At 69.0% G+C, this 24,552-nt stretch carries 28 protein-coding genes and 1 pseudogene; 21 read left to right on the top strand and 8 right to left on the bottom strand.

The window, feature by feature from the left end:
- Positions 1–391: 391 nt before the first annotated feature.
- Both QZV72_RS03865 and QZV72_RS03860 read right to left on the bottom strand, forming a co-directional pair.
- Positions 392–1,012: a hypothetical protein gene (locus QZV72_RS03865; protein WP_297005521.1), complete on the bottom strand. Its 621-nt coding sequence runs from the start codon at positions 1,010–1,012 to the stop codon at positions 392–394.
- 182 nt (positions 1,013–1,194) lie between these two features.
- Entirely contained in the window at positions 1,195–2,598 is a 1,404-nt protein-coding gene (locus tag QZV72_RS03860) for a dipeptidase (RefSeq protein ID WP_297005518.1), read from the bottom strand.
- 254 nt (positions 2,599–2,852) lie between these two features.
- On the opposite strand from QZV72_RS03860, the gene groL reads away from it, so the two are divergent.
- On the top strand, positions 2,853–4,496 hold the full coding sequence (groL, locus tag QZV72_RS03855) for a chaperonin GroEL (RefSeq protein ID WP_297005514.1): 1,644 nt from the start codon (positions 2,853–2,855) through the stop codon (positions 4,494–4,496).
- A 224-nt stretch (positions 4,497–4,720) separates the two neighbouring features.
- Positions 4,721–5,638, top strand: a complete 918-nt coding sequence (ppk2, locus tag QZV72_RS03850) for a polyphosphate kinase 2 (protein WP_297005512.1) — start codon at positions 4,721–4,723, stop codon at positions 5,636–5,638.
- Between the two features lie 9 nt (positions 5,639–5,647).
- On the opposite strand, the gene QZV72_RS03845 is transcribed toward ppk2, so the two are convergent.
- The 4 genes from QZV72_RS03845 to QZV72_RS03830 form a co-directional block, all read right to left on the bottom strand.
- Positions 5,648–6,097: a MarR family winged helix-turn-helix transcriptional regulator gene (locus QZV72_RS03845; protein ID WP_297005509.1), complete on the bottom strand. Its 450-nt coding sequence runs from the start codon at positions 6,095–6,097 to the stop codon at positions 5,648–5,650.
- Between the two features lie 82 nt (positions 6,098–6,179).
- Complete coding sequence (locus QZV72_RS03840) at positions 6,180–6,488, bottom strand: rhodanese-like domain-containing protein (protein WP_297005506.1); 309 nt, start codon at positions 6,486–6,488, stop codon at positions 6,180–6,182.
- A gap of 109 nt (positions 6,489–6,597) precedes the next feature.
- On the bottom strand, positions 6,598–7,071 hold the full coding sequence (locus tag QZV72_RS03835; RefSeq protein ID WP_297005505.1) for an inorganic diphosphatase: 474 nt from the start codon (positions 7,069–7,071) through the stop codon (positions 6,598–6,600).
- A gap of 11 nt (positions 7,072–7,082) precedes the next feature.
- Complete coding sequence (locus tag QZV72_RS03830; RefSeq protein WP_297005502.1) at positions 7,083–7,562, bottom strand: SRPBCC family protein; 480 nt, start codon at positions 7,560–7,562, stop codon at positions 7,083–7,085.
- Between the two features lie 127 nt (positions 7,563–7,689).
- Between QZV72_RS03830 and dacB the strand changes: the two genes are divergently transcribed.
- The 19 genes and pseudogenes from dacB to QZV72_RS03735 all read left to right on the top strand — a co-directional run bounded on the left by dacB (position 7,690) and on the right by QZV72_RS03735 (position 24,176).
- Complete coding sequence (gene dacB, locus QZV72_RS03825) at positions 7,690–9,111, top strand: D-alanyl-D-alanine carboxypeptidase/D-alanyl-D-alanine-endopeptidase (RefSeq protein WP_297005499.1); 1,422 nt, start codon at positions 7,690–7,692, stop codon at positions 9,109–9,111.
- Between the two features lie 5 nt (positions 9,112–9,116).
- Positions 9,117–10,070 (top strand): annotated as a pseudogene (gene tilS, locus QZV72_RS03820) (tRNA lysidine(34) synthetase TilS); the annotation flags it as partial.
- Between the two features lie 84 nt (positions 10,071–10,154).
- A complete protein-coding gene (hpt, locus tag QZV72_RS03815) occupies positions 10,155–10,724 on the top strand; it encodes a hypoxanthine phosphoribosyltransferase (RefSeq protein WP_297005523.1) in 570 nt (189 codons plus the stop codon).
- Between the two features lie 37 nt (positions 10,725–10,761).
- Positions 10,762–13,164, top strand: coding sequence for an ATP-dependent zinc metalloprotease FtsH (gene ftsH / locus QZV72_RS03810; protein WP_297005496.1), 2,403 nt, complete (start codon positions 10,762–10,764; stop codon positions 13,162–13,164).
- The gene (gene folE, locus QZV72_RS03805) at positions 13,161–13,778 is read left to right on the top strand and encodes a GTP cyclohydrolase I FolE (RefSeq protein WP_297005493.1); all 618 of its coding nucleotides are present in this window, start codon (positions 13,161–13,163) and stop codon (positions 13,776–13,778) included. The genes ftsH and folE overlap by 4 nt, the downstream gene beginning before the upstream one ends.
- A complete protein-coding gene (gene folP, locus QZV72_RS03800) occupies positions 13,778–14,662 on the top strand; it encodes a dihydropteroate synthase (protein ID WP_297005489.1) in 885 nt (294 codons plus the stop codon). Before folE ends, folP begins: the two co-directional genes overlap by 1 nt.
- A complete protein-coding gene (gene folB / locus QZV72_RS03795; protein WP_297005487.1) occupies positions 14,655–15,035 on the top strand; it encodes a dihydroneopterin aldolase in 381 nt (126 codons plus the stop codon). Before folP ends, folB begins: the two co-directional genes overlap by 8 nt.
- Positions 15,032–15,577, top strand: a complete 546-nt coding sequence (folK, locus tag QZV72_RS03790; protein ID WP_297005484.1) for a 2-amino-4-hydroxy-6-hydroxymethyldihydropteridine diphosphokinase — start codon at positions 15,032–15,034, stop codon at positions 15,575–15,577. Before folB ends, folK begins: the two co-directional genes overlap by 4 nt.
- Positions 15,574–16,140 (top strand): DUF3180 domain-containing protein, encoded by a 567-nt coding sequence (locus QZV72_RS03785; protein ID WP_297005481.1) that lies wholly within the window; start codon positions 15,574–15,576, stop codon positions 16,138–16,140. Before folK ends, QZV72_RS03785 begins: the two co-directional genes overlap by 4 nt.
- A gap of 10 nt (positions 16,141–16,150) precedes the next feature.
- Positions 16,151–17,347: a DUF6779 domain-containing protein gene (locus QZV72_RS03780; RefSeq protein WP_297005479.1), complete on the top strand. Its 1,197-nt coding sequence runs from the start codon at positions 16,151–16,153 to the stop codon at positions 17,345–17,347.
- Entirely contained in the window at positions 17,344–18,282 is a 939-nt protein-coding gene (locus tag QZV72_RS03775; protein ID WP_297005476.1) for a Rossmann-like and DUF2520 domain-containing protein, read from the top strand. Before QZV72_RS03780 ends, QZV72_RS03775 begins: the two co-directional genes overlap by 4 nt.
- Before the next feature lie 42 nt (positions 18,283–18,324).
- Positions 18,325–19,242 carry a pantoate--beta-alanine ligase gene (gene panC, locus QZV72_RS03770; protein WP_297005473.1) on the top strand — a complete coding sequence of 306 codons (918 nt, stop codon included), beginning with the start codon at positions 18,325–18,327 and terminating at the stop codon, positions 19,240–19,242.
- A gap of 10 nt (positions 19,243–19,252) precedes the next feature.
- Complete coding sequence (panD, locus tag QZV72_RS03765) at positions 19,253–19,666, top strand: aspartate 1-decarboxylase (protein WP_297005470.1); 414 nt, start codon at positions 19,253–19,255, stop codon at positions 19,664–19,666.
- A 43-nt stretch (positions 19,667–19,709) separates the two neighbouring features.
- A complete protein-coding gene (locus tag QZV72_RS03760; RefSeq protein ID WP_297005467.1) occupies positions 19,710–20,006 on the top strand; it encodes a DUF503 domain-containing protein in 297 nt (98 codons plus the stop codon).
- 296 nt (positions 20,007–20,302) lie between these two features.
- A complete protein-coding gene (locus tag QZV72_RS03755; protein ID WP_297005464.1) occupies positions 20,303–20,794 on the top strand; it encodes an Rrf2 family transcriptional regulator in 492 nt (163 codons plus the stop codon).
- Between the two features lie 67 nt (positions 20,795–20,861).
- The gene (locus QZV72_RS03750) at positions 20,862–22,070 is read left to right on the top strand and encodes a globin domain-containing protein (RefSeq protein WP_297005461.1); all 1,209 of its coding nucleotides are present in this window, start codon (positions 20,862–20,864) and stop codon (positions 22,068–22,070) included.
- 13 nt (positions 22,071–22,083) lie between these two features.
- Complete coding sequence (locus tag QZV72_RS03745) at positions 22,084–22,647, top strand: GNAT family N-acetyltransferase (protein ID WP_297005458.1); 564 nt, start codon at positions 22,084–22,086, stop codon at positions 22,645–22,647.
- Between the two features lie 343 nt (positions 22,648–22,990).
- On the top strand, positions 22,991–23,374 hold the full coding sequence (locus tag QZV72_RS03740; RefSeq protein WP_297005455.1) for a hypothetical protein: 384 nt from the start codon (positions 22,991–22,993) through the stop codon (positions 23,372–23,374).
- Entirely contained in the window at positions 23,367–24,176 is an 810-nt protein-coding gene (locus QZV72_RS03735; protein ID WP_297005453.1) for a hypothetical protein, read from the top strand. The genes QZV72_RS03740 and QZV72_RS03735 overlap by 8 nt, the downstream gene beginning before the upstream one ends.
- A gap of 2 nt (positions 24,177–24,178) precedes the next feature.
- Here QZV72_RS03735 and QZV72_RS03730 read toward each other — a convergent pair whose 3' ends face one another.
- Positions 24,179–24,310 (bottom strand): DUF4177 domain-containing protein, encoded by a 132-nt coding sequence (locus tag QZV72_RS03730; RefSeq protein ID WP_297005451.1) that lies wholly within the window; start codon positions 24,308–24,310, stop codon positions 24,179–24,181.
- A 39-nt stretch (positions 24,311–24,349) separates the two neighbouring features.
- Positions 24,350–24,550, bottom strand: coding sequence for a hypothetical protein (locus tag QZV72_RS03725; protein ID WP_297005448.1), 201 nt, complete (start codon positions 24,548–24,550; stop codon positions 24,350–24,352).
- Positions 24,551–24,552 lie beyond the last annotated feature (2 nt).

Raw genomic sequence — 24,552 nt, 5'->3', positions numbered from 1 at the left:
AGGGGCCCGGTCCGGAGAATGTCATCGGACCGGGCCCCTGACTGTGCGAACGGGTATCAGCTGTTCGGACGCTTACCGTGGTTCGCGCCCTTCTTGCGACGGTCGTTATGCCCAGGCGGTCTCAGCGGGTCGAACGTTCGAGCGGCCAGCCGAGAACGATGAGGGCGACTGGCAGGACCAGTACTTCCTGGTGTGAGTTCAACGAGGGAACTACGACAGCCACCCCATAAAACAGTGCCGACAGCACTACGATGAGGACAGATGAGGACAGATGAGGACAGATGTGCACCCTCTGGAACGGTATATCCGTCTGGTCTCATCCCACGGCGGTCACCAGCGGGGTCGGAAACCCCTCGAGTCGTTGCCGGGGAGGGAGGGCAGCCGGGAAGCCCTAGCCGTGCAGGCGGGTCGCGGCGGAACCCAGCGCGGCGGAGATGGAGGTGTCACGGTCGGCGCCGAAGCCCACGGCCCAGCACTTCGCCGTCTTGTGCTGCGCGTAGATGAAGGTGACCGTGGCCTCGAAGATGTCGTACTGGTGGAACTCGAGGATCTCCACGCGGCGACCGTGGTCGGCGAGGATCTGGGTCATCGCCGAGGCTGCACCCATCGAGGTGATGGACACCCGGGTGGACATGCCCTCGCGCAGCCCGGAGACCGCCAGTTCGAAGCTCTTGCGGCCCGCGGTGAGCTTCGTGGTGTGCAGGGACTCTACCCGGATCGCGTCCGGGGCGTAGGTCCGGATGAACGTTCGCCATTCCAGGCCGCGGGCCTCCTGACGCATCCCGGCCGGGAGGCGGCGTCCGAAACGTGCGCGGAAGGGGTCCTCGGCGAAGGTGCGGGTGCGACGCTTCTCGACGCGGGGGACCGGCTGTGCTGCCCGGTAGGTCACCGAGCTGGATCGGCGCGCGGAGGGGCGCAGTGTGTAGCTCGCCTGCTCGTCCCTGGAGGATTCGGCGGTGGCGAAGCGGATCAGTGTAGTGGATGACATCCGGTTGTCCTGTGGCTCGAACATGAATATGCGGTTCCCTTGAACGGTGGCGAAAGTGTCGGCTGGATGTGGACCGACGCACCGTGCGAGTATCGCACCGACCCCGAGGTGGAGGGGTCAGTCCATTCCTCCACCCGGGTGGGTTACTCGCTTGAGGGAGATGTTCATGGGCGATGATGATAGTTACATCATCGATGTGGGGCAAATCACTCTGCGGAGCGGGCGAGGAACAGCAGCTCGGCAGTGCCGATCGCGTGGATCTCATCCGGTGAGACGGACTCGTTCGCAGAGTGGATACGGCAGGCCGGTTCCTCGATGCCGAAGAGGCCGAGTTCGGCGTCCGGGAACCGGGCGAGAAGAGCGTTGCACAGCGGGATGGAGCCGCCGGAACCGATTTCGGCGGTCGCGGCCACACCGTAGGCGTCCGCCAGCGACGCGGTCAGACGGGCGAGCGCCGGACCGGTGACGTCGGCGACGAACGGTGACGCCAGCGTGTCCCGTTCGACGGTCAGTTTCGCGTGCTGCGGGACATGGGACTCCAGGTGCGTGACCAGGGCGTCCTGTGCTGCCCGTGCGTCCATTCCCGGCGGGACGCGCAGGCTGACGTGCGCGGCGGCGCGGGCGACGACGGCATTGACCGCGTCGGCGACCGGGAGGGAGTCCAGGCCGGTGACGGTGATGGACGGACGGGCGACGGTGAGGTCGTTGGGGTTGAGGCCCTGCGCCTCACCGAGCAGGTCGACACCGTCGAGGATGCCGGCGTCGCGGCGGAAGGTGGTTGCGTCCGGGCCCCGACCCTCCCAGCGGGCGTCGGAGACCAGGCCGTCGACGGCGACGAGGCCGTCGTCGTCGTGGAGTGTGGCGAGCAGGTGGATCAGCGAGAGCAGGGCATCGGGGGCCGCGCCACCGTACTGGCCGGAGTGCATCGGCTGAGCGAGGGTCTCCACGGTGACCGTCACCGGTGCGGTGCCCCGCAGTGCGGTGCCGACGGCGGGCACGCCCAGGGCGTCGTTGCCGGAGTCCGCGATGAGGAAGACGTCGGCGGCGAAAAGCCCGGGCTCCGCGGCGAGGAGATCCTCCAGACCGTAGCCGCCGCGTTCCTCGGAGCCTTCGACGAGGACCCGGACGCCGACCTTGGCGACGTCGGGGAACTCGCCGGCGAGTTCGTTGAGGGCGCGCAGGACGGCCACATGCATGACCACGTTGCCCTTGCAGTCGGCGGCCCCCCGGCCGTACCAGCGGCCGTCCCGCTCAGTGAGCTCCCAGGGCGACGAGTCCCAGTTCTCCACGTCGGAGGCGGGCTGCACGTCGTAGTGGGAGTAGAGGAGGATCGTCGGGAACCCCTCGGCGGGTTCCCTCAGACCGATGACGGCGATGGACCCGTCAGTGGTGACATGGGGTTCGACCGGGACCCCGACGGCACGGAAGGCGTCTACGACCCACGATGCGGCGTCCGCGTTGTCCTTCTCCAGCCCGGGGGTGGAGTGGACGGAGCGGAAAGCGACCAGTTCGGCGAGCGCCTCGCGGACGAACGGCATCTGTGCGGCCATGGCTTCGCGGGCCGCCTCCGGGGTGGGGGAGGCGGGGGCGACGGTGGGGGAATCAGTCATGGATACGAGGATAGCGCGTGCCGTCGCACCCCTCCCTTGCACTCAACCGGTGAGACTGCTAGAAACGAGTGTTAGCACTTACCCTTATTGAGTGCCAGACAATCTGGTTCGGGCTCGGTCCACGAGCCGCTTCACGAGCCACTTCAGAAGCAGTGAGGGTGGATGACGCGGCATGCGTCCACCCGTGCCGTCGCGGGCGCTGCCTCTGGACCGTACGTGTCGCTCCTACTCTCACACGGAGGAAAAAGAGCCACATGGCTAAGATGATTGCTTTTGACGAGGAGGCCCGTCGCGGCCTGGAGAAGGGTCTCAACACCCTCGCGGACGCCGTGAAGGTCACCCTCGGCCCGAAGGGACGCAACGTCGTCCTCGAGCGCAAGTGGGGTGCCCCGATGATCACCAACGACGGCGTCACCATCGCCCGGGAGATCGACCTCGAGGACCCCTACGAGAAGATCGGTGCGGAACTGGTCAAGGAGGTCGCCAAGAAGACCGACGACGTCGCCGGTGACGGCACCACCACCGCCACCGTGCTGGCGCAGGCCCTGGTCAAGGAGGGTCTGCGTAACGTCGCGGCCGGCTCCAACCCGATGGGCATCAAGCGCGGCATCCAGGCCGGCGTCGAGAAGGTCGCCACCGAGCTCCTGGGCACCGCCAAGGAGATCGAGACCCGCGAGCAGATCGCCGCCACCGCAGGTATCTCCGCCGCCGACGAGAAGATCGGCGAGCTCATCGCCGAGGCCATGTACGCCGTGGGCGACGGCGAGCTGAACAAGGAGGGTGTCATCACCGTCGAGGAGTCCAACGCCTTCGGCGTGACCCTCGAGACCACGGAGGGTATGCGCTTCGACAAGGGCTACATCTCCGCCTACTTCGCCACCGACATCGAGCGCGGCGAGGCGGTCCTGGAGGATCCCTACATCCTCCTGGTCTCCTCGAAGATCTCGAACGTCAAGGACCTCCTGCCGCTGCTGGAGAAGGTCATGCAGTCCGGTAAGCCGCTGCTGATCATCGCCGAGGACATCGAGGGTGAGGCCCTGTCCACTCTCGTCGTCAACAAGATCCGCGGCACCTTCAAGTCCGTCGCCGTCAAGGCGCCGGGCTTCGGCGACCGCCGCAAGGCCCAGCTCCAGGACATCGCCATCCTCACCGGTGGTCAGGTCATCGCCGAGGAGGTCGGCCTCTCCCTCGAGACCGCCGATCTGCCGCTGCTGGGCACCGCCCGCAAGGTCGTCGTCACCAAGGACGACACCACCATTGTCGACGGCGCAGGCTCCTCCGAGCAGCTCGCCGGCCGCGTCCGTCAGATCCGTACCGAGATCGAGAACGCGGACTCCGACTACGACAAGGAGAAGCTCCAGGAGCGTCTCGCCAAGCTGGCCGGCGGCGTCGCCGTCCTGCAGGTCGGTGCAGCCACCGAGGTGGAGCTCAAGGAGCGCAAGCACCGCATCGAGGACGCCGTCCGCAACGCCAAGGCCGCCGCTGAAGAGGGCATCGTCGCCGGCGGTGGCGCCGCTCTGCTGCAGGCCTCCCACGTCCTCGACGACAACCTCGGTCTCGAGGGTGACGAGGCCACCGGTGTGCAGATCGTGCGCGCCGCCCTCTCCGCCCCGCTGAAGCAGATCGCCTTCAACGCCGGCCTGGAGCCGGGCGTCGTCGTCGACCGGGTCGCCAACCTGGAGACCGGCCACGGTCTGAACGCCGCCACCGGCGAGTACGTCGACCTGCTGGCCGAGGGAATCGCCGACCCGGTGAAGGTCACCCGTTCTGCCCTGCAGAACGCGGCGTCCATCGCCAGCCTCTTCCTCACCACCGAGGCCGTCGTCGCCGACAAGCCCGAGCCCGCCGCCGCCGCGGCACCGGACATGGGTGACATGGGCGGTATGGGAGGCTTCTGATCACCGGGTAGGTGAACAGGGTCGTACCGGCCCCGGAGATGACCGGTCGGACGAGTGGCCCGGTCCCCGCTACAGCGGGGGCCGGGCCACTGTGCCGTAGCGGGGACCCGGTGGCCTCCCGTCATCCCCCGGACACCGGGGGTTCCCGCTTCGGGGGTACGGGAGGGGGTCTGACGCGGCGCGGTGTACCGGTAGAGTCGTCAGGTTCGCTCTAGAATGGGGGCATGGCAGACAGCATGGGTACCGGTACAGGTGACAACCAGGAGTTCCACATCGTCGATCTCGCGGCCACCGAGGGGTACCTGGTGGATGATTCGGACGAGGACGATCCGGTACTCATCACCCCCGACGGGCACCGGGTCGACACCTGGCGGGAGAATTACCCCTACGACGAGCGGATCGACCGTGACGAGTACGAGTCGATCAAGCGCTCGCTGCAGATCGAACTGCTGAAGTGGCAGAACTGGACCAAGGACACCGGCCAGAAGCACATCATCCTCTTCGAGGGTCGGGACGCCGCCGGTAAGGGCGGCACCATCAAGCGCTTCAACGAGCACCTCAACCCCCGTGGCGCCCGGACCATCGCCCTGGAGAAGCCCAGCCCGCGCGAGTCCACCTCGTGGTACTTCCAGCGCTACATCGAGCACTTCCCCTGCGCCGGGGAGATCGTCTTCTTCGACCGTTCCTGGTACAACCGTTCCGGCGTGGAGCGGGTCATGGGTTTCTGCACCAACGACCAGCACGCCGAGTTCCTCCGCGAGGTTCCGATGCTGGAGAACATGCTCATGGGCTCCGGGATCAGCCTGACGAAGTTCTGGTTCTCGGTGACGCAGAAGGAGCAGCGGACCCGCTTCGCCATCCGTCAGGTCGACCCGGTGCGGCAGTGGAAGCTGTCGCCGATGGACCTCGCGTCCCTCGACAAGTGGGACGACTACACCCGGGCGAAAGAGGAGCAGTTCCGCTTCACCGACACCAACGAGTCCCCCTGGATCACCATCAAGTCGAACGACAAGAAGCGTGCCCGGATCAACGCGATGCGTTACGTGCTCAGCAAGTTCGACTACACCGGCAAGGACTATGACCTGGTCGGTGAACCGGACCCGAAGATCGTCAAGCGGGGGCGTGACCAGATCGGCGACTGACCGCCCCGGCTAGTCGTCCTCTTCCGCGGCGATGATCGACTTCGCCAGCTTCTTGAGGTGCTTGAGTTGCTTGGAGGTGGATTCGTCGAGGGCCTTGTCCTCGGCGTCCTGCACCACGGGAGTGAGTTTCTCCTGGGCTTTGCGACCTTTCTTCGTCGCGGAGATGATCTGTCGACGCCGGTCCTTCGGATCTTTGACCCGTTGGGCGAGGGCGCGCTGTTCCAGGGAGTCGACCAGGCGGACCATGTCGGATCTGTCGACGCCGATGACCTCACCGAGGGTGGTCTGGCTCGCGGCGTCCCCGTCGACGAGATAGGTCAGTACCCAGTACTCGCGGAGGTTGAACCCCTCCCGCGCCAGGTCGGTTTCGACGAATTCCCGGGTGCGGCGGCGCAACCTCTCCAGTTGGAACGACGGGGATGCGAGGAGATTGTGCGGCAGGTGGGGGGAATCGGCCATGGGATCCAGGATAGCCGGTCCTGGGTGGGGTGGCCCAATTGTGGGGATTCCCCCGTATCCACCTCGGCGTCGTGCCCGACCCCTAGTTCTGGGAACCGACGATCGGCAGGCCCGCATCCCGCCAGCCGGAGGTGCCGTTGGCGACGTTGATCGCGTCGATGCCGTTCATCTCCAGCCACTGGCAGGCGCGGGCGGAACGGCCGCCGGACAGGCAGATGAGGTAGATGTCCCGGTCGAGGTCGAACTCGCCGTAGCGTTCCTGCAGCTGGGAGAGCGGCAGATTCTCGGCGCCCTCAGCGTGCCACGTCGCGAATTCATCGGGCTCACGGATGTCGATGAGCTGGGCCCCGGCGGGGACCTCGGTGGGTTGGACGGTCTCGAAATCACTCATGGTCGTCCACTTTACGCGGGGGCCCGGCACGGGGAAGCCCTCCCCGGAGGCCCGCCTGTGCAGGCGGATTCCCGGGGAGGGCTCTGGTGGGGAGAAGACCGGGTGGGCCCTACTTGTCGCGCTCGATCGCCTCGGCGAGGATCCTCTCGGCCTCGGCCCGGTCACCCCACCCGGAACCGTGGACCTCCTTGCCGGGCTCCAGGTCCTTGTAATGGGTGAAGAAGTGCTCGACCTCGTCCTTGACGTCCTGGGCGATGTCGTCGATGTCCCGGAACCTGTCGTAGCGCACGTCGTCGACCACGCAGAGCAGCTTGTCGTCGCCGCCGGCCTCGTCGGTCATCTTGAACACGCCGACCGGACGGGCCTTGACGATGACGCCCGGGAAGAGGGGCTCGGGGAGTATCACGAGGGCGTCCAGCGGGTCGCCGTCCTCACCCAGGGTGTGGTCGATGAAGCCGTAGTCGGCCGGGTACGCCATGGGGGTGAAGAGGTAGCGGTCCAGGTAGACCTTGCCGGTCTCGTGGTCGACCTCGTACTTGTTGCGGGAGCCCTTGGGGATCTCGATGGTGACTTCGATGCTCATGGGAGGTCAGTCTACCCGGCCGTTCCACGGACCGTTTCAACCTCTCCGGCGATACCCGCCAGGGTCTGCTCCATCCCGGCCCGCAGTTCGGTTTCGAAGGTGGCGTTGCCGCCGAGGAACGCGGCGACCAGCCCGCGGGACAGTACGGAGGTGTTTCCCTCGACGATGCGGGACTCGGTGACGGTGGTGGTGCCGTCGTCGTTGTCGACGAGTGTGTAGCGCCAGCGGGAGCCGTTGAGCGGCACATGCCATTCCAGTAGCTCGCCGGGGGACCACTGTGTGATCGTCGACCATGTCGGCCAGAACAGGAGGCCACGCCGGTTGAGGTTGACCGTGGTCGTCCCGGTGGTGGGTGTCCCCGAGCCGAGGACCAGCATCCTCCGGCACTGGGGACTGCGTCGGCCCATGGACCGGAGGTCGGAGACCGCGCGCCAGACGCGGTCCGGGGAGGCGTTGACGGTGCGGGACACGGTGATGAGTTCTTTTGCCATGGAATGGAGCATACGTTCCGGAAAGACCCGCCGCAGGCGTTCCCCGGGGTTCACGGAAGGGGCGGGCGTCACGACCGGCGCCGTCCGATAGTGTGAGGGGGTCATACCCCGACCACGGAAGGCCCCGATGCCCGAGACGAGCAGGATATCCTCACGCCGTTGGCTCTACGGCATCGCCGCATTCGTCGTGGCCGTCGCCGCCATCGTGGCCGTGGCTCTGGTGGTCGACCACAGTCGCCGACCGGACATCGGGCCGGCCGCGGAGATTGCGGCGCCCTCCCCGGTGGTGGATGCGGCGCCCCCGGCCGGTGACGACGGTGCGGCCCCGGCCGCCGACACGGTGGCGGCCGCTCTCGCGGAGCCCGTCGCGGACGGGGCACTCGGCGAGGTCACCGGGCACGTCACCGACGTCGCCACCGGCAGCGGGATCTGGTCGGCGGATCCGGACCGGACACTGGTCCCGGCGTCTGCCACGAAGCTCACCACGGCGACTGCCGCGCTGCTCACCCTGCCGGTCGACGACCGGGTGGCGACCACGGTGCTGCCCGGCACCGAGCCGGGGCAGCTGGTTCTCGACGGCGGCGGGGACATCACCCTGCAGCGCACCGGAGACTCGGGGTTCTTCACCGACGCCCCCTCCATCGAGGACCTCGCTGAGCAGGTCACCGGTGCACTCGGCGGACAGCGGGTGACCTCCGTCGTCGTGGACAACTCCGTCCGCGGGGGCGACCTGTTCAACTCCACCTGGTCGACCGACGACATCGCCGCCGGCAACGTCGCCCCGCTCGGTGCGGTGATGGTCGACGCGGGACGTCTGGACCCCACCGACAACTACTCCCCACGTTCCGGAACCCCGGCCGCGGACGCAGGCCGTGCCCTTGCCGACGCCCTCGGCGCCCCCGGGATCCCGGTCACCGTCTCCGATGAACCGGTGGAGACGTCGGCGGCCGAGGGCGCCACCCCCCTCGGCACCGTCCGGTCCGCCACACTCGGCACCCGGCTGCGCGACATGATGCTGCACAGCGACAATCTCCTCGCCGAAGCGGTCGGCCGGGAGGTCGCCGCCGCCCGAGGGAAGCCGCAGACCTTCGCCGGTGCCACCGGGGCGGTCCTGGAGACCCTGGCGGAGGCGGGTGTCCCCGTCGACGGGGCCGTGCTCGAGGACTGCTCCGGCATGAGTGAGGACAACCGGTTGAGCGCCCGGATCCTCGACGGGGTCCTCGCCCTGGCAGCCGGCGCCCCGGCGGGCGACGACGCCGCCGGATCCGGTGACCGGACTGCGGAGCTGAGGCTGCTGCTCGACGCGCTTCCGGTCGCCGCGGCCGACGGCACCCTCTCCGACCGGTACCTCACGGGTTCCGGGGCGGAGACGGCCGCCGGACGTGTCCGGGCGAAGACCGGCACCCTCGACGGGGTGAACGCGTTGGCAGGTACCTTGACCACCGACTCCGGTCGCGTCCTCACCTTCGCCCTCCTCTCCAACGGCTCCGACCAGGACGCGGGCCGCGCCGCCCTCGACCGGCTCGCCGCCGCCCTGCGCCGGGTGTAGGCCAGGTGTCCGGCATCCGCCCCGGTCCGGCGACCCTCGCCGTCCGGCACAGTCTCGCCGCCTTCCTCGACCGTGCCGGACTGGCCCGGGGCGACGCGGTGGTCTGCGGGGTCTCCGGGGGCGGGGACTCCCTGGCGTTGGCCGCCGCGTGTGTCCACGCCGGACTGACGGTCACGACCGTCACCGTCGACCACCGGCTCCAGGACGGGTCGGACCGGGTCGCCGCGCGGGCCGCCGCCCAGTGCCGCGACCTGGGTGCGGTCGCCAAGGTGGTGGCCGTCGACGTCGCCGGAGCGGGGGAGGGGCCGGCCCGTGCCGCCCGGTACCGGGCGCTCGGTGAGGCGGCTGCGGGACGCCCGGTGTTCGTGGCCCACACCGCCGACGACGACGCGGAGGGGCTGCTGCTCTCGCTGACCCGCGGGTCGGGGACCGGCAGTCTCGCCGGTCTGCGGGAGGTCTCCCACCGACATCCGGTGGTGTCCGCCGGTGCCTCGTGGCTGGGCCGGCCGTTGCTGACGGTCAGTCGCGGGCAGACCCGCGGCAGCTGCGACGAACTGGGCCTGGACATCTGGGACGACCCGCACAACGAGCACCCGGGGATCCTGCGTTCCCGGGTGCGCCACCGACTGCTGCCGGTGATGCGTGAAGTGCTGGGGACACGGGTGGACGCGGCACTGACCCGTAGCGCCCGTCTGCTGCGGGAGGACGCTGACCTGCTCGACGACCTCGCCGCGCGTGCGCTGGCGTCCGCCGGGGTGCACCCCGGGGACCGGCTGCCGGTGGGAGCGCTCGCCGGTCGGCCGGCCCCGCTGCGTCGCCGGATGCTGCGCGACTGGCTCACAGCATTCGCGGGGCCACTGGGCTCGGCGCACCTGGCGCAGCTGGACGCGCTGGTCAGCGACTGGCACGGGCAGGGACCGGTCGCGGTGCCGCACCCGGAACACCGGGGGCCTACAATCGATGTCCGACGTACCACCCACCGACGCGTGGTCACCCGGCGTGACGGCGCCCTGGAGACCACGTACCTGAGGAGACAGGACCCCGTGACATCTGAGATCCCCGACCACCCGTTCGGCGACGACATCTCCGGGATACTCATCGACGAGGACACGCTGCGCAACCGTGTCCGCGAGCTGGCGGCCGAGGTCAGTGACCGGCACCGCGACAGTGAGCAGGACCTCGTCCTGGTCTGCGTCCTCAAGGGGGCGGCGATGTTCATGTCCGACTTCTCCCGCGCCCTGACGGTGCCGGCCCAACTGGAGTTCATGGTCGTCTCCTCCTACGGAGAGGCAGCGGAGTCCTCCGGAACCGTGACCATCGTCAAGGACCTGACGACGGACATCGCCGACCGCGACGTCATCATCGTCGAGGACATCATCGACTCCGGGAGGACGCTCTCCTGGCTGGTCGACGACCTGGCGTCCCGTGGCCCGAAGAGCCTGGAGGTCGTCGCCCTGCTGCGCAAGCCCGACCGCGTCGTCGTCGACGTGGACTGTGCCTCACTGGGCTTCGAGGTCCCCGACGAGTTCATCGTCGGCTACGGACTGGACTACGCCGAGCGCTACCGGACGCTCCCGTGGATCGGGGCCCTGCGCCCCGAGGTGTACAGCTGATTCATCCGGCACGTCGCTGCGATACCCTAGGGAGACTATGACTAAGAAGAAGGTCCTGCGGATTGCCGCGGTCGTTGCCGCGATCCTCGTCGCCATCTACGCGTTCAGCGTTCTCACCGACTCGACCCGTGGGTACTCCGACGTCGACACCTCCGTCGCGGTGAAGCAGCTCGACGACAAGAACGTCAAGGAGGTGCAGATCAACGACCGGGAGCAGCAGCTCCAGATCACGCTGAAAGACAAGATCAGCGTCGACGGTGACGATGACATCGAGAAGATCATCACCAAGTACCCGGCCCGTGCCGCGGACACCATCTTCGACAAGGTCCAGGCGTCGGACGCGGAGAAGTACCAGACGAAGGTGTCCCAGGACTCGTTCCTCGGATCTCTGCTGGTGATGCTGCTGCCGATCCTCATCATCGGTGGCCTGCTGCTCTTCTTCCTCACCCGGATGCAGGGTGGCCCCGGCGGTCCGCTCGGCATCGGGAAGTCGAAGGCGAAGGAACTCAACGTCGACAACCCGGACACGACCTTCGACGACGTCGCCGGGGCGGACGAGGCGGTCGAGGAACTCGACGAGATCCGCGACTTCCTGCAGAATCCCGGTCGCTACGAGGAGCTCGGTGCGAAGGTGCCGCGCGGCGTCCTGCTGTACGGCCCGCCCGGCACCGGTAAGACGCTGCTGGCCCGCGCCGTCGCCGGGGAAGCGGGCGTCCCCTTCTACTCCATCTCCGGCTCCGACTTCGTCGAGATGTTCGTCGGCGTGGGCGCATCCCGCGTGCGAGACCTGTTCAAGACCGCCAAGGAGAACAGTCCCTGCATCATCTTCGTCGACGAGATCGACGCCGTCGGCCGTCAACGTGGCGCCGGCATGGGTGGCGGCCATGACGAGCGCGAGCAGACTCTCAACCAGCTCCTCGTCGAGATGGACGGCTTCGACGACCGGGAGGGCGTCATCCTCATGGCGGCGACGAACCGCCCCGACATCCTCGATCCGGCGCTGTTGCGCCCGGGCCGCTTCGACCGGCAGATCCCGGTCGGCAACCCGGATCTCGCCGGCCGTGAGCAGATCCTGCGGGTCCACGCTAAGAACAAGCCGCTGGCCCCCGACGTGGACCTGAAGTCCCTGGCCAAGCGGACCGTCGGCATGTCCGGTGCGGACCTGGCCAACGTGCTCAACGAGGCCGCGTTGCTCACCGCCCGGGTCAACGGCAACGTCATCACCGGGGACGCGCTCGAGGAGGCGACAGACCGCGTCATCGGCGGCCCGCGCCGCACCTCGAAGATCATCTCCGAGCACGAGAAGAAGGTCACCGCGTACCACGAGGGTGGTCACACCCTCGCCGCGTGGGGTATCAGGGACATCGAGCGGGTCTACAAGGTCACCATCCTCGCCCGTGGCAAGACCGGCGGGCATGCGATGGCGGTGCCCGAGGACGACAAGGGCATGTACACCCGCTCCGAGCTCTTCGCCCGGCTGGTCTTCGCCATGGGCGGACGCTCCGCCGAGGAGCTCGTCTTCGGCGCCCCCACCACCGGTGCCTCCGCCGACATCGAGCAGGCGACGAAGATCGCCCGCGGCATGGTCACCGAGTACGGCATGAGCCCGCAGCTCGGTGCGGTGAAGTACGGCGAGGAACAGGGTGACCCCTTCGCCGGTCGCGGGGGCCAGGGCACCCTGGACTACTCACCGGCCGTGGCCGCGACCATCGACGACGAGGTCCGGATGCTCATCGAGAAGGCCCATGTGGTCGCCTACCGCATCCTGCGTGACAACCGCGACTATCTCGACATCCTGGCGACGAAGCTGCTGGAGAAGGAGACGCTGCGCCGGCCCGACCTGGAGGCCATTTTCGGCGACATGCCCTCGATCGAGGTCAACGACATCTTCGCTGGCCAGGACGTCGAGTTCCCGCAGGATCACCGTGATCCGGTGAAGACCCCCACTGAACTCGCCCGCGAACGCGGAGAGGAACCGCCGGTGCGCCCCGACTTCTACTCCGAGGCCCGCAAGGCCAGGATGGAGCGGCGCAAGGCGGCCCAGGAGGCGAAGCGTGCCGGCGGCCCGACGGGACAGACGCCGGGTGCGCGGCAGCTCCCGGGGTTCCCGCCCCCTCAGCAGCCGGGCCAGCGACCCGGCGCCGCCGGCCGGGACCACCTCTGGGGCGGCCAGGACCTGACGAACCCGCCCGGCGATCCGCTGAACATCGCGGACGGCACCGGTGCCACGCAACACCCCGGTGAGCGCAACTACCGTCCGCAGGATTCCGACCAGGCACGGTCGCAGGGACCCGCGCAGGGCGAACTGCGCGGCTTCAGCCTGCCGGACAATGAGCAACCGGACCACCCGTGGACCACGGACGACGCCCCCAGCGGACGGCACCACCTGGCAGACCAGGGCAAGACCACCGACGACACGACCGAGGACGACCAGTCTTGAGCAGCACCGATTCCACCGACCAGCCGGTGTCCCTGAGCACCGGCCGTCCCTTCGACCGTGAACGGGCCGAGGCCGCCGTGCGTGAGCTCCTGATCGCCGTCGGTGAGGACCCTGACCGCGAGGGGCTGCTCGAGACGCCCGCCCGCGTCGCCCGGGCCTACCGTGAGATCTTCGACGGCCTCTACCGCGACCCCGCCGACGCCCTCGCCAAGACCTTCAACGAGGACCACCGGGAGCTCGTCCTCGTCAAGGACATCCCGATCTACTCGACCTGTGAGCACCACCTGGTGCCGTTCTACGGCCACGCCCACATCGGCTACATCCCCGGTGACGACGGCACCGTCACCGGTCTGTCGAAACTGGCGCGCCTCGTCGACGGCTTCGCGAAACGTCCTCAGGTCCAGGAACGTCTCACCAGTGAGGTCGCCGACGCGGTCGCACACCGGCTGAACGCGTCCGCCGTCATCGTCGTCATCGAGTGCGAGCACCTGTGCATGGCCATGCGGGGGATCCGGAAGCCGGGTGCGACCACCGTCACCTCCGCCGTGCGCGGCGGTTTCCGCGACGATGCCCGCACCCGCGCCGAGGCGCTCTCCCTGATCCGGGGTAACTGATGCCCCGTACGCTGGTGATGGGCATCCTCAACGTCACCGAGGACTCGTTCTCCGACGGTGGTGCGTGGAACACCACCGACCGCGCCCTCGACCACGCCCGTGACATGGTGGACGCCGGCGCGGACATCATCGACATCGGCGGCGAGTCCACCCGCCCCGGCGCCACCCGGGTGCCCCCCGAGGTTGAGCGAGACCGGGTCGTGCCGGTCATCGCCGCCCTGCACGCCGAGGGGATCACCACGAGTGTGGACACGATGCGGGCATCCACCGCGGACGCCGCCGTCGCCGCCGGTGCAGACATCGTCAACGACGTCTCAGGCGGTCTGGCAGACCCCGGGATGTACCGGGTCGTCGCCGCCGCCAACCGGGTCCGACCGGTGGACTACTGCCTCATGCACTGGCGCACCGACCGCTTCGCCTCCGCGGAGGGCCGCGCCGACCACGGTGGTGACGTGGTCGGCGACGTCACCGGGCTGCTCGCCGGGCTGGCCGGGGCGGCGTCGGACGCCGGGATCCCCCCGGAGCGGCTGATCCTGGACCCCGGGATCGGGTTCGCCAAGGCCGCCGATGACAACTGGGCCCTGTTGCACGCCCTGCCGACCTGCGCCGAGCGCTGGTCGAGGCAGGGGTACCGCACACTCCTCGGGGTGTCCCGCAAGCGTTTCCTCACCGCCCTGCGGCCCGGACCGGACGGGACGCCGGGAACCCCGGCGTCCGCCGACGACGCCACTGCGGCGGTGTCCGCGTTGGCGGCGTCCGCGGGAGTGTGGGCGGTACGGGTCCACGACGTGGCAGCGACCCGGGCGGCGGTCGACGTCGCCCACGCGGTGGCACAGGCACACGGACCGGCCCTGCCGGAGGGATGGAGGGCCCGACGTGGCTGACCGCATCGAACTCGACGGCCTGGAGGTCTACGGCTACCACGGTGTCTACGACTTCGAGAAGGAGAAGGGGCAGAAGTTCATCGTCGATCTGGTGGTCTGGACCGACTTCACGGCCGCCACGGATTCCGACGACATCCACGCCACGATCTCCTACGTCGATCTGGCGGACATCGCCGTGGAGGTCGCCGCCGGCCCCTCCCTCGACCTCATCGAGACCCTGGCGTCCACCATCGCCGACCGGATCAACGAACTGCACGGGGTCATCGCCGTGGAGGTGACCGTGCACAAACCGGACGCTCCGATCCACCACCCGTTCACCGATGTGCGTGTCGTCGCCCGCCGGTCGCCGAAGTCGCCGGGGCGGTCCCGGTGAAGGCTGTTCTCGCGTTCGGGGCCAACCTGCCCGGCGACCTCGGGGACCCGGTGGCGCAGATCGCCCGCGCGGCGTCCGCTCTGGCGTCGACCCCGGGAATCCACGTGACCGCGACCTCGCGGATGTTCGCCACCCCGCCGTGGGGAGTCACCGACCAGGCGGAGTTCCGCAACTGTGTCCTCCTCGCCGAGGTGGATGATGCGCTGTTCAGCCCACTCAGTCTGCTGCACCGGTGTCAGGACGAGGAACAGGCCGCCCACCGGGTACGCCGCAGCCACTGGGGCCCGCGCACCCTCGACATCGACATAGTCTCACTGCGGACCGCAGCGGGCGGGGAGGTCCACAGTGACGGCCGGTGGGGTGGGGAACTGGTACTCCCGCATCCCTGGGCCCACGAGCGGGCGTTCGTCCTGGTGCCCTGGCTCGACGCCGACCCCGACGCGTCCCTCGGTGGGACGCCGTTGGGTGAGCTCATCGAGGCCTGTCCGGCGCCGGATGTGGCGGGGGTACGCGCGCTGTCCGACGTAGCATGGGCCCCATGACGCAGAGCAACGGTGGATCCCGGAGAGGACGCGGCGAACCGGGCGGGCCCGGTAGGCCCGGTGGTCACCCCGGACTGTCGCTGACCCCGGTCAGCGGTCTGCTGGTCGCCGCCGGCTCCAGCGCGCTGGTGGTCGGTGTCGCCGCAGTGTTCTTCTACGGGGACTTCCCGCCGGCGCGGGTCCGTAACTCGGTGGCGATGTGGATCATCGCGGGAGTGGCGGCGGTGACCGCGGTGGCGGTCCGGCGACGGATCGCCGACGGGGAGGTGGGACAGGACCGCAGTCAGATGGACCCGGTTTTCATCGCCCGCGCCGCAGTGCTCGGCAAAGCCTGCTCCTGGTTGGGGGCGTTTGTCGGCGGGGGTTACCTCGGTCTCGCGGTGTACGTCCTGGTCGAGTACTCCTCGCTGCTGGCGGCCCAGGACGACACCCCCGGTGTGGTCGCCTGCGTCGCCTCGGGGGTGGCGGTGGCGGTCGCCGGTGTGGTCCTGGAGCGCTGCTGTCTCGTGCCGCCCGGCGACGCGGACCCGGATGGACGTCGGTCAGGGGCGGAGGCAATGTAGTGTTGGCGCCATGAGTTCCGCGTATCCGTCTCCTGATCCGCACCGGCTCCCGGACCCGTCGAGCACACGGCCCACCCGGGCACCGGGTGGTTTCTCGAAGCTGCTGATGTATGTGCTGTTCATCCTGGCGCTGTTCGCGACGGTCGTCATGTTCTTCGTCGACAATGACGTGTGGATGAACATCGCGGTCATCGCGGCGCTGTGGGCCGCGTTCATCGGCGCCGTGCTGGTGTCCCGGTACTCCGGGGCTCTGGGGGAGGAATCCTCCCGCAACCGGGAGCGGGACGCCCGCCGGGCCGCCGAGATGGAAGCCGAGCGTGCCGAGCACCGCCGCCGTGAGGTCGAACTGGAGCAGTCCTACGCCACCAGGGAGGACGCGGGGCGTGACGAGACCCTCGAGTCCATCCGCCTCGAACTCGCGGCGCTGCGTGAACAGCTCTCGGAGCTGTCGGGGCTGGACCTCTCCGAGGACCAGGTGGCGGTCCGCGCCCGGGCCGAGCGGATCATCGAGCTGGAGCGGCACATCCCGGGGACTGAGACCCCGGGCGGGCCTGCCGGTGCCACCGGCACTTCCGGCCCGACCGCACCTGATCCGGCCGGGGAGACTTCCCCGGTGTCGCCGTTCGCGTCGCCGTTCCCGCAGCGCCCACCGGCCCCGCGTGGGGCTGGGGCGGCTGCCGGGACCCCGTCGCAGGACCGTGGCCGACAGGCGCAGAGCAGGGCACCGCACCACGGTGCGCGTCGCAACGGTTTCGCCACCGGCACTTTCTCCGCGGTGAACTGGGCCGGTGCTGATTCGGAGGAGACCAGCATGATCCCGCTGATCGTCGACACCCGTGACACGCCCGGTGGCGGGGAGACCCCCGCCGCGGACCCCGTGCCCACGCCGGGTGCTGTGCCGGCGGAGACCCCGGAGCAGCGGCGCACGGAGACCAGGGTGCCCGCTGAGCCCACTCTGCCCGCTGAGCCGGTCGAGCCGGTCGAGCAGAGACGCTGGTCCGAGCCCGCCCCGTCGTTCCCGACCCCCGCCGCCGGCCACCATGAGGCCGTCGAGGAGGAGTCCGGTCACCACCGTCGTCGCCGGGCCGAAGCGGCATCAGCCCCGGAGGACACCCGTGGTCGTCGCCGTGCCGACGAGCGTCCCGCGGACAATGGTTCGGTGACCGTCGCCGAACTCATGGCCCAGCTGAAGAAGAACGCCCGGTGACCGGAGCTGACATCAGCGCCCCCCACCCCGACCGACAGGAACCACGCCTGTCGGTCGGGGTCATCTCGGCCGGAGCCGTCGGTACCGCCGTCGCCGCGGTGCTCCGGCGCGCCGGCCATCACATCCACGGTGTCGTCGCACGTTCCGATGAATCCGCCGCCCGCGCCGCAGAACGGTTGCCGGGTGTGGCGGTCACCGACATCGCCGACGCGGCACGTGCCGCGCTGGTCATCCTCGCCGTCCCGGACCCGCAGCTCCCCACGGTCGTGGCGCGGGTCGCCGAGGTCACCCGGCCGGGCCAGATCGTGGTGCACACCGCCGGAGCCCTGGGCTGCGGCGTCCTGCAACCGGTGACGGACACCGGGGCCCTGCCGCTGGCGCTGCACCCGGCGATGACCTTCACCGGGGGCCCGGAGGACACTGACCGTCTCGCCGGCTGTGCCTGGGGGGTGACCGCTGACTCCGACACCGGTGCCGCGGTCGCCGAGCTCCTGGTCGGAGCATGCGACGGCATCGCGGTACCGGTCGTCGAGGAACACCGGACGCTCTACCATGCGGCGATGGCCCACGGCTCCAACCACCTGGTCACCCTCGTCGATGAGGCGCTGCGGATCCTCGACCATGCGCTTGTCGATCCGGCCGTGACGCACCTGCCGGGTGCGGTGGTCCCCGAAAACCCGGACTCGGCAGTCCTTTTGCGCCGTATCCTGCCCGCGACCCTGGCCGGAGTGCTCGACCGGCGGACGGCCGCGTTGACCGGGCCCACCGCCCGCGATGACGCCGCCACGGTGCTGCGCCATCTCGACGCGCTGGCGGGGGTCGAGGGTGAGGGATGTCGACTCGCGGCGTCCTACCGGGAGGCGGCGGTGCGCACCGCACGGACTGCGGGGTCCCTCAATGTGGAGCGGGCGGTCGACGGGGACTACCCTTATTGATCCGTCACAGCAACACTCTCTGATCGCGAAGGAGCGGCAACGGTGAGTTTCACCCCCGGACAGGCCACGGTCTACACCGGCATCGAGGAGATCGGGGAACTGACCCGGGCGATCCGCAAGGTCGGGCGCCCGGTCGTGCTCGTCCCCACCATGGGTGCCCTGCACGAAGGCCACCTGACCCTGGTGCGCAACGCCCAGCGTGTCCCCGGGGCACTCGTCGTCGTGTCGATCTTCGTCAACCCGCTGCAGTTCGGCGAGGGGGAGGACCTGGACGCTTACCCCCGCACCCTCGACGCCGACGTCGAGAAACTCCGTGCCGTCGGAGTGGACGCCGTGTTCGCGCCCAGCCCGCGGGAGATGTACCCCAACGGGCCGCGGACCACGGTGCACGCCGGTCCGGTGGGGTCGATCCTGGAGGGGAGGACCCGGCCGGTCCACTTCGCCGGGGTGCTCACCGTCGTCAACAAGCTCATGCAGATCACGCACTGTACCGACGCGTTCTTCGGGGAGAAGGACTACCAGCAGCTGGTGCTCATCCAGCAGATGGTGACCGACCTGAATCTCGGGGTGCGGGTCCACGGTGTGCCGATCGTGCGGGAGACCGACGGTCTGGCGAAGTCCTCGCGCAACGTCTACCTCTCCGGTGCCGAGCGGGAGGTGGCGTTGACGCTGTCGGCCGCACTGACGGCCGGTGCCCATGTCGCCGAGGACGGCGCGGAGGCCGTGCTGTCCACCGCGCGGGCGATCCTGGCGTCCGTCCCGGAGATCGAGGTCGACTACCTGGAGCTGCGTGGTGCGGATCTCGGAGAGGCCCCTGAGCAGGGGGACGCCCGCCTGCTGGTCGCGGCGAAGGTCGGTGCGACCCGGTTGATCGACAACGTCGGCGTCCCGGTGGGGATCGGATTCCGGAACATCGGCGGGGATGCCGGGGACGCGGCGCACACCGCCGCCGCGAAGTAAGGTTGTCCGCGTGTTGCGAACCATGATGAAGTCCAAGATCCACCGGGCGACGGTCACCCAGGCCGACCTGCACTATGTGGGGTCATGCACGATCGACGCCGACCTCATGGAGTCCGCGGACATCCTCGAGGGTGAGCAGATCGACATCGTCGACGTCGACAACGGCGCCCGGCTGACCACCTACGCCATCACCGGGGAGCGGGGCTCGGGGATGATCTCGATCAACGGGGCGGCCGCCCACCTGGTGCACCCCGGCGAGCTGGTGATCATCATCGGCTACGGCCAGTACACCGCAGAGGAGCTCAAGGACCACAAGCCGCGGGTGGTCTTCGTCGACGGGGACAACAGGCAGGTATCCCTGGGCGATGACCCGGCGGATGTGCCGGTCGGTTCGGGGTTGCTGAACCCGCGCTTCCCGGCGTAGGGACTGTCGCCAGGAGCGCCGGTGCGCTAGGCTTTCGGCCCATATGTGGACCGGAACCTGTGAACTCGACGTACTCCTCGGGGATGTGCACTCCCTCAAGCAGAAGCGCTCGGTGGTGCGCCCGCTCGTCGCGGAGATCCGCCGGAAGTTCGACGTCTCGGTCGCCGAGGTGGCCCACCGGGACCTGCACCGCCGGACGATGATCGGGGTGTCCGTGGTCAGCGGGGACCGGGAGCACGTCGTCGAGGTGCTGGACGCGGTGGAGCGGCTGGTCGCGTCCCGTCCGGAGGTGCAGCTGCTCTCGACGCGTCCGCGCTACATCTCCTCGGAGGACTACTGAGGCGCTCCGTTTCGTCGCCGACAGCGCCGGTTCGGGCCGGCCGACGGGTGAAGTGGTGAAGTGCACGACGGCGGGATCGCGGGACGCCCCCGGAAAGTGTGACTGAGATCAATCCGCCACAGCCTGTGGCCGGTTCCGGCCGACCGGGGTGCCGGAACGTCGCACGCCACCGGGGTGTGCGGCCGTCCGGAATGAGGTGAACGTGCCCTGACCTGCGGGCGTCGCCGGATCAGCCGGGATCTTTTATGGGTCATTTCAGATGTACCTTTTCCTTGCGCGGGCCTAGCGTGGGGTCCATGCACCTCACCAAGTTCGCCGACCTGGGACTTCGGTCCCTCATGATTCTCGGGGACACCGGCGCAGCCGGGGCCACCGACCCGGATCAGCGACGCACTGTCGGGGAACTCGCGGTACAGACCGCAGCCCCCGCGTCCCACATCAAGAAGGTCGTCGCGCGGCTCACCGGGATGGGCGTCCTGGCGTCCGTCCGTGGTCGCAGCGGTGGGGTGTATCTGGCGGACGGCGCGCGGGAGTCCGACATCGGACGCCTGCTCCGCGACCTGGAGGGTGACCATGAGGTCGTCGACTGCGAAGGGGGCGCGCCCTGCCCGCTGGCGCCGCGCGACTGTTCCCTGCGCCACCTGCTGGCGCAGGCGCAGGAGAACTTCTTCGCCACCTTCGACGGCCTCACCCTCGGCGAGCTCATCGACCGGACCGACAGCGGACCGGGCGTGGCATCCGGTGCGCGGTCCGGTCCCGTCCCCATCGGTCTCCCCGTTCCGCACTGACCCGCCCCGCCGACCCCGCCCGCCCCATCAACCCCACCGACCAGTAGATCTCCCGGAGGAAAAGACCATGTTCACCACTACCGCCCCCCTGCGCGAGGCGACCCGCGCCGCCCACCTCACCCCGGCCCACGAGGAGACCGTCAGGGCCACTCTGCCGGTCATCGGAGCAAACATCGGCACCATCGCCAGGACCTTCTACGCCGGTATGTTCGCCGCTCACCCGGAACTCATCGCGAACACCTTCAACCGCGGCAACCAGCGCTCCGGCGCACAGCAGAAGGCGCTCGCCGCGTCCGTGGCGACCTTCGCCACGATGCTCGTCGATCCCGACGGCCCGGATGCGGTGGACATGCTCTCGAGGATCGCCCACAAGCACGTCTCCCTGGGCATCACCCCGGACCAGTACGAGATCGTCCACCACCACCTTTTCGCCGCGATCGTCGAGGTCCTCGGTGACGCGGTGACCCCCGGGGTCGCCGAGGCGTGGGACGAGGTCTACTGGCTGATGGCACGCGTTCTCATCGACGCCGAGAAGGACCTCTACGACACTGCCGACGTGGACCCCGGTGACGTCTTCCGGGACGCGGTGCTCGTCGCCCGCCGCGACCTGTCCGACGCCGTCACGGAGTTCACCTTCACCGTGCCCGGCGACCCGGGCGCCTTCGCGGACACGAGGGCCGGCCAGTACACCTCCCTCGGCGTGACCCTGGGCGACGGTGCCCGCCAGTTGCGCCAGTACTCCCTGGTCAACTGGGACGACCGGGGGTTCACCATCGCCGTGCAGCGTGACGGCGAGGTGTCCTCGGCACTGCTGGACACCACGGCGGTGGGCGACCGGGTCGACGCCACGCTGCCTGCAGGTGACCTCGTGCTCGGCGACGACGACACCACCCCGGTGGTGCTGGTCAGCTCCGGTATCGGATCGACCCCGATGGTCGGCATGCTCTCGGCGCTGGTCGCGGGGGCGGGCGCCCGCGACGTCACCGTCATCCACTCCGACGTCTCCGAGCACTCCTACGCTCAGCGCGAGGTCACCGCGGGGCTGCTGGACGCACTGGACGCGCAGGGGTCCACGGTGCGCCGCCACCGCAGCTACACCGGTGCCGGCGAACGTGTCTGTCTGGCGGATCTGGACATCCCGGCCGGCGCCGACTGGTACCTGTGCGGCGGCAACGGTTTCCTGCAGGACATCCGCGGCCAGGTCGAGGCGTCCTCCCTGGAGCCGGCCGGCGTGCACTTTGAACTGTTCTCCCCGAACGACTGGCTGCTGGGGTAGTACCCTCGGGGCGATGACCGGATTAGCGTGGCCGTTGCCGTCCTCCGATGTCGTCGGTGATCTGCCGGGCGGGGGGACGCTCCGGCTGCGTGCGCCGATTGACGCGGACCTCGACGGTCTCGTGGTCTCCTCTCGGGACGCCGGGTCGCTGGAGTTCACGCACCTGCCGGAGAACTATTCTCGGGAGGACGCCGCCCTGTTCCTCCGGTCGATGCTGTACAACCCGGAGGCCATGCTCTGGATCGTCGACGATCCGGACAATGCGTGGCACTTCGGCGGGACCCTGGAGGTCCGGCTGGTCAGCAGGGCGGCGGCGGTGGTGGAGCTGGGATATACGACCGCCCCCCATCTGCGTGGACGTGGCCTGATGACCGCCGTGGTCCGGACGATCAGCGAGTTCCTCTTCGACTACGGGGTGCACCGGGTGCAGATCAGGGCGAACCCGGAGAACGTGGCGTCCTGCAGGGTGGCGCTCAGCGCCGGCTACCTGCGCGAGGGGACCCTGCGGGACGCCGAGTGCCTGCGCGGATCGTGGAACGACCTCGACATCTTCTCGCGCCTGGAGGGGGACGCCTAGTCGGCCCCGGTGTCGGGCGCGGTGTAGGCGCTGGTCAGGCGGTCTGTGTTCTGGTTCGTGTTCATGGTCACGACCCCAGTGAAGACCCTGTCACGGTGTCAGGGTCAGGTGCGGGCCGGAAGACCGGCTAGACAGCTTGGTCTAGGTGGTGCTACTCTCGTCGACGTCAGATCAAGAAGCTCACTGAGTGGCGCACCTGAGCCGGGTCGGAAACCCGGGGCGTCCTCCGGCTCCGGACGGATCGAAGTGACTGGCAACCGTGTCGCGTACATCGGTGCCCCCGAGAGAGATCGGCCCTGCAGGGCAGAAGTCCTGCGAGGAAACCGCGAAACACAGGATCACCATGCGTACGACGCACTGCACCCTGCACACTCCCGGACACAGCGTCCACTACATCCAGGGCCGTCGGATCACCGACTTCGCCCTCCACTACCCGGACCGCTGCCACGCCCTGACGGTCACCGACCTCGGCGCCGGCTGGTTCGCGACCACGGTCGACGGGGAGGCACGTCTCGGCTGGAACCACGACCACGACCTCGTCACCGAGATCGCCCGCGACTCGGTCCTCGAAGAGGTGGTCCACGTCCCGGACTTCGACGCCCTCGTGCGGTGGGTCGGCGGCCGGTCCGCCGGCACCGTACTCATCCCCGCCTGGAGTGACGTGCGCCCCTGCGTCACCGTCGACGGCGGCTCCTTCGTGTACCGGGAGGGACGCGAAGGTGAGTGACGCAGTCTGTGACAGGCATGGTGCCACCTGCCCGTCCTACCGGGCCGGGCATTCCGTCCATTTCATCCAGGCACGCAAGGTATCGGAGTATCTCGACTACTTCCCGGAACGGTGCCGCTCGGTAGAGCTCTCCGACCTCGGTGAAGGGCATTTCAGCACAGTGATCGATGGGGCGGCCCTCCGCGGCTGGAACCACTCTCCGGAAAAGGTCACCGAGTTCGCGGAGAGATCCCACCACGGACTGGTTCAGTACATTCCGTACTCCGGTGTGCTGACCTGCGCCAGGATCGACGGGACCGGTCGGGTCACCGGGCGCGGCATCATCAACCCCTTCTGGGAGGGCGGCTCCTCACCGGTCACCCGTGAGGACGCTGCCGGAGGAGTCGACCGGAAACACCTCTTCTCCCGGGCCGTCGGCACGGAATGGAACTGTGGCACAGACGCTCCCGGTCACGGCTGTACCGGTGGAGTTCCCCACGGTGACCTGCCGACCGGTGATCTCTCCGATGAGGCGTTGATCCCGGTCACGTTCGGTGGGGGTTTCGGCGGACACATCGGGGTCGCGTTCCCGGACGGGTCGAAGCGCACGGCGTACCACTGTGATGACAGATATCTGATGATCTTCATCATGGGGACCAACTGCGGTGAGGTCTTCTACCACCCTGGCACAGGTCTGCTGGTGACCGGCGGCCCGGCGCACCGTAAGTTCCTCAGCATCAGCTGGGAACCGCTGGACCTGTGCTCGCGCTCGGAACTACGCAGGCGACGCCACCGGTCCCACCCGGCCCTTGACATCGAGTGAGGCTATCGGAGTGAGGTCATCGACGTGTAGCGGCAGTCGTCGGCGGCGTACCGGTTGAGTTCCTTCTCCAGCTTCTTGGAGGACATCTCTCCACCGATGAGACCCTCACGGAGTTCCGCGACCTTGTATTCCATGACCCGAGGCTGCCCGCGTCCCCCGCTCGCCGGAGTTCCTCAGTCCCCGGCGTCCTTGCGCGGCCGCCCCCGCTTCGGCAGTGCCCCGACGTCCTTCGGGAGACGCCCCGCGGCGCGTAACCGTTCGCGGAGCATCACCTCGATCTGGGCGTTGACGCTGCGCAGATCGTCGGCGGCCCACCGGGCGATAGCCTCGTAGACCGCCGGGTCGATGCGCAGCGGCACATTCTTCCGGGCCATGT

The organism is uncultured Corynebacterium sp. (genome assembly GCF_902782855.1).
GTDB lineage: Bacteria > Actinomycetota > Actinomycetes > Mycobacteriales > Mycobacteriaceae > Corynebacterium.
Note: the sequence above shows the minus strand (reverse complement) of the source record. Positions and strands in the feature narration are given on the sequence as shown.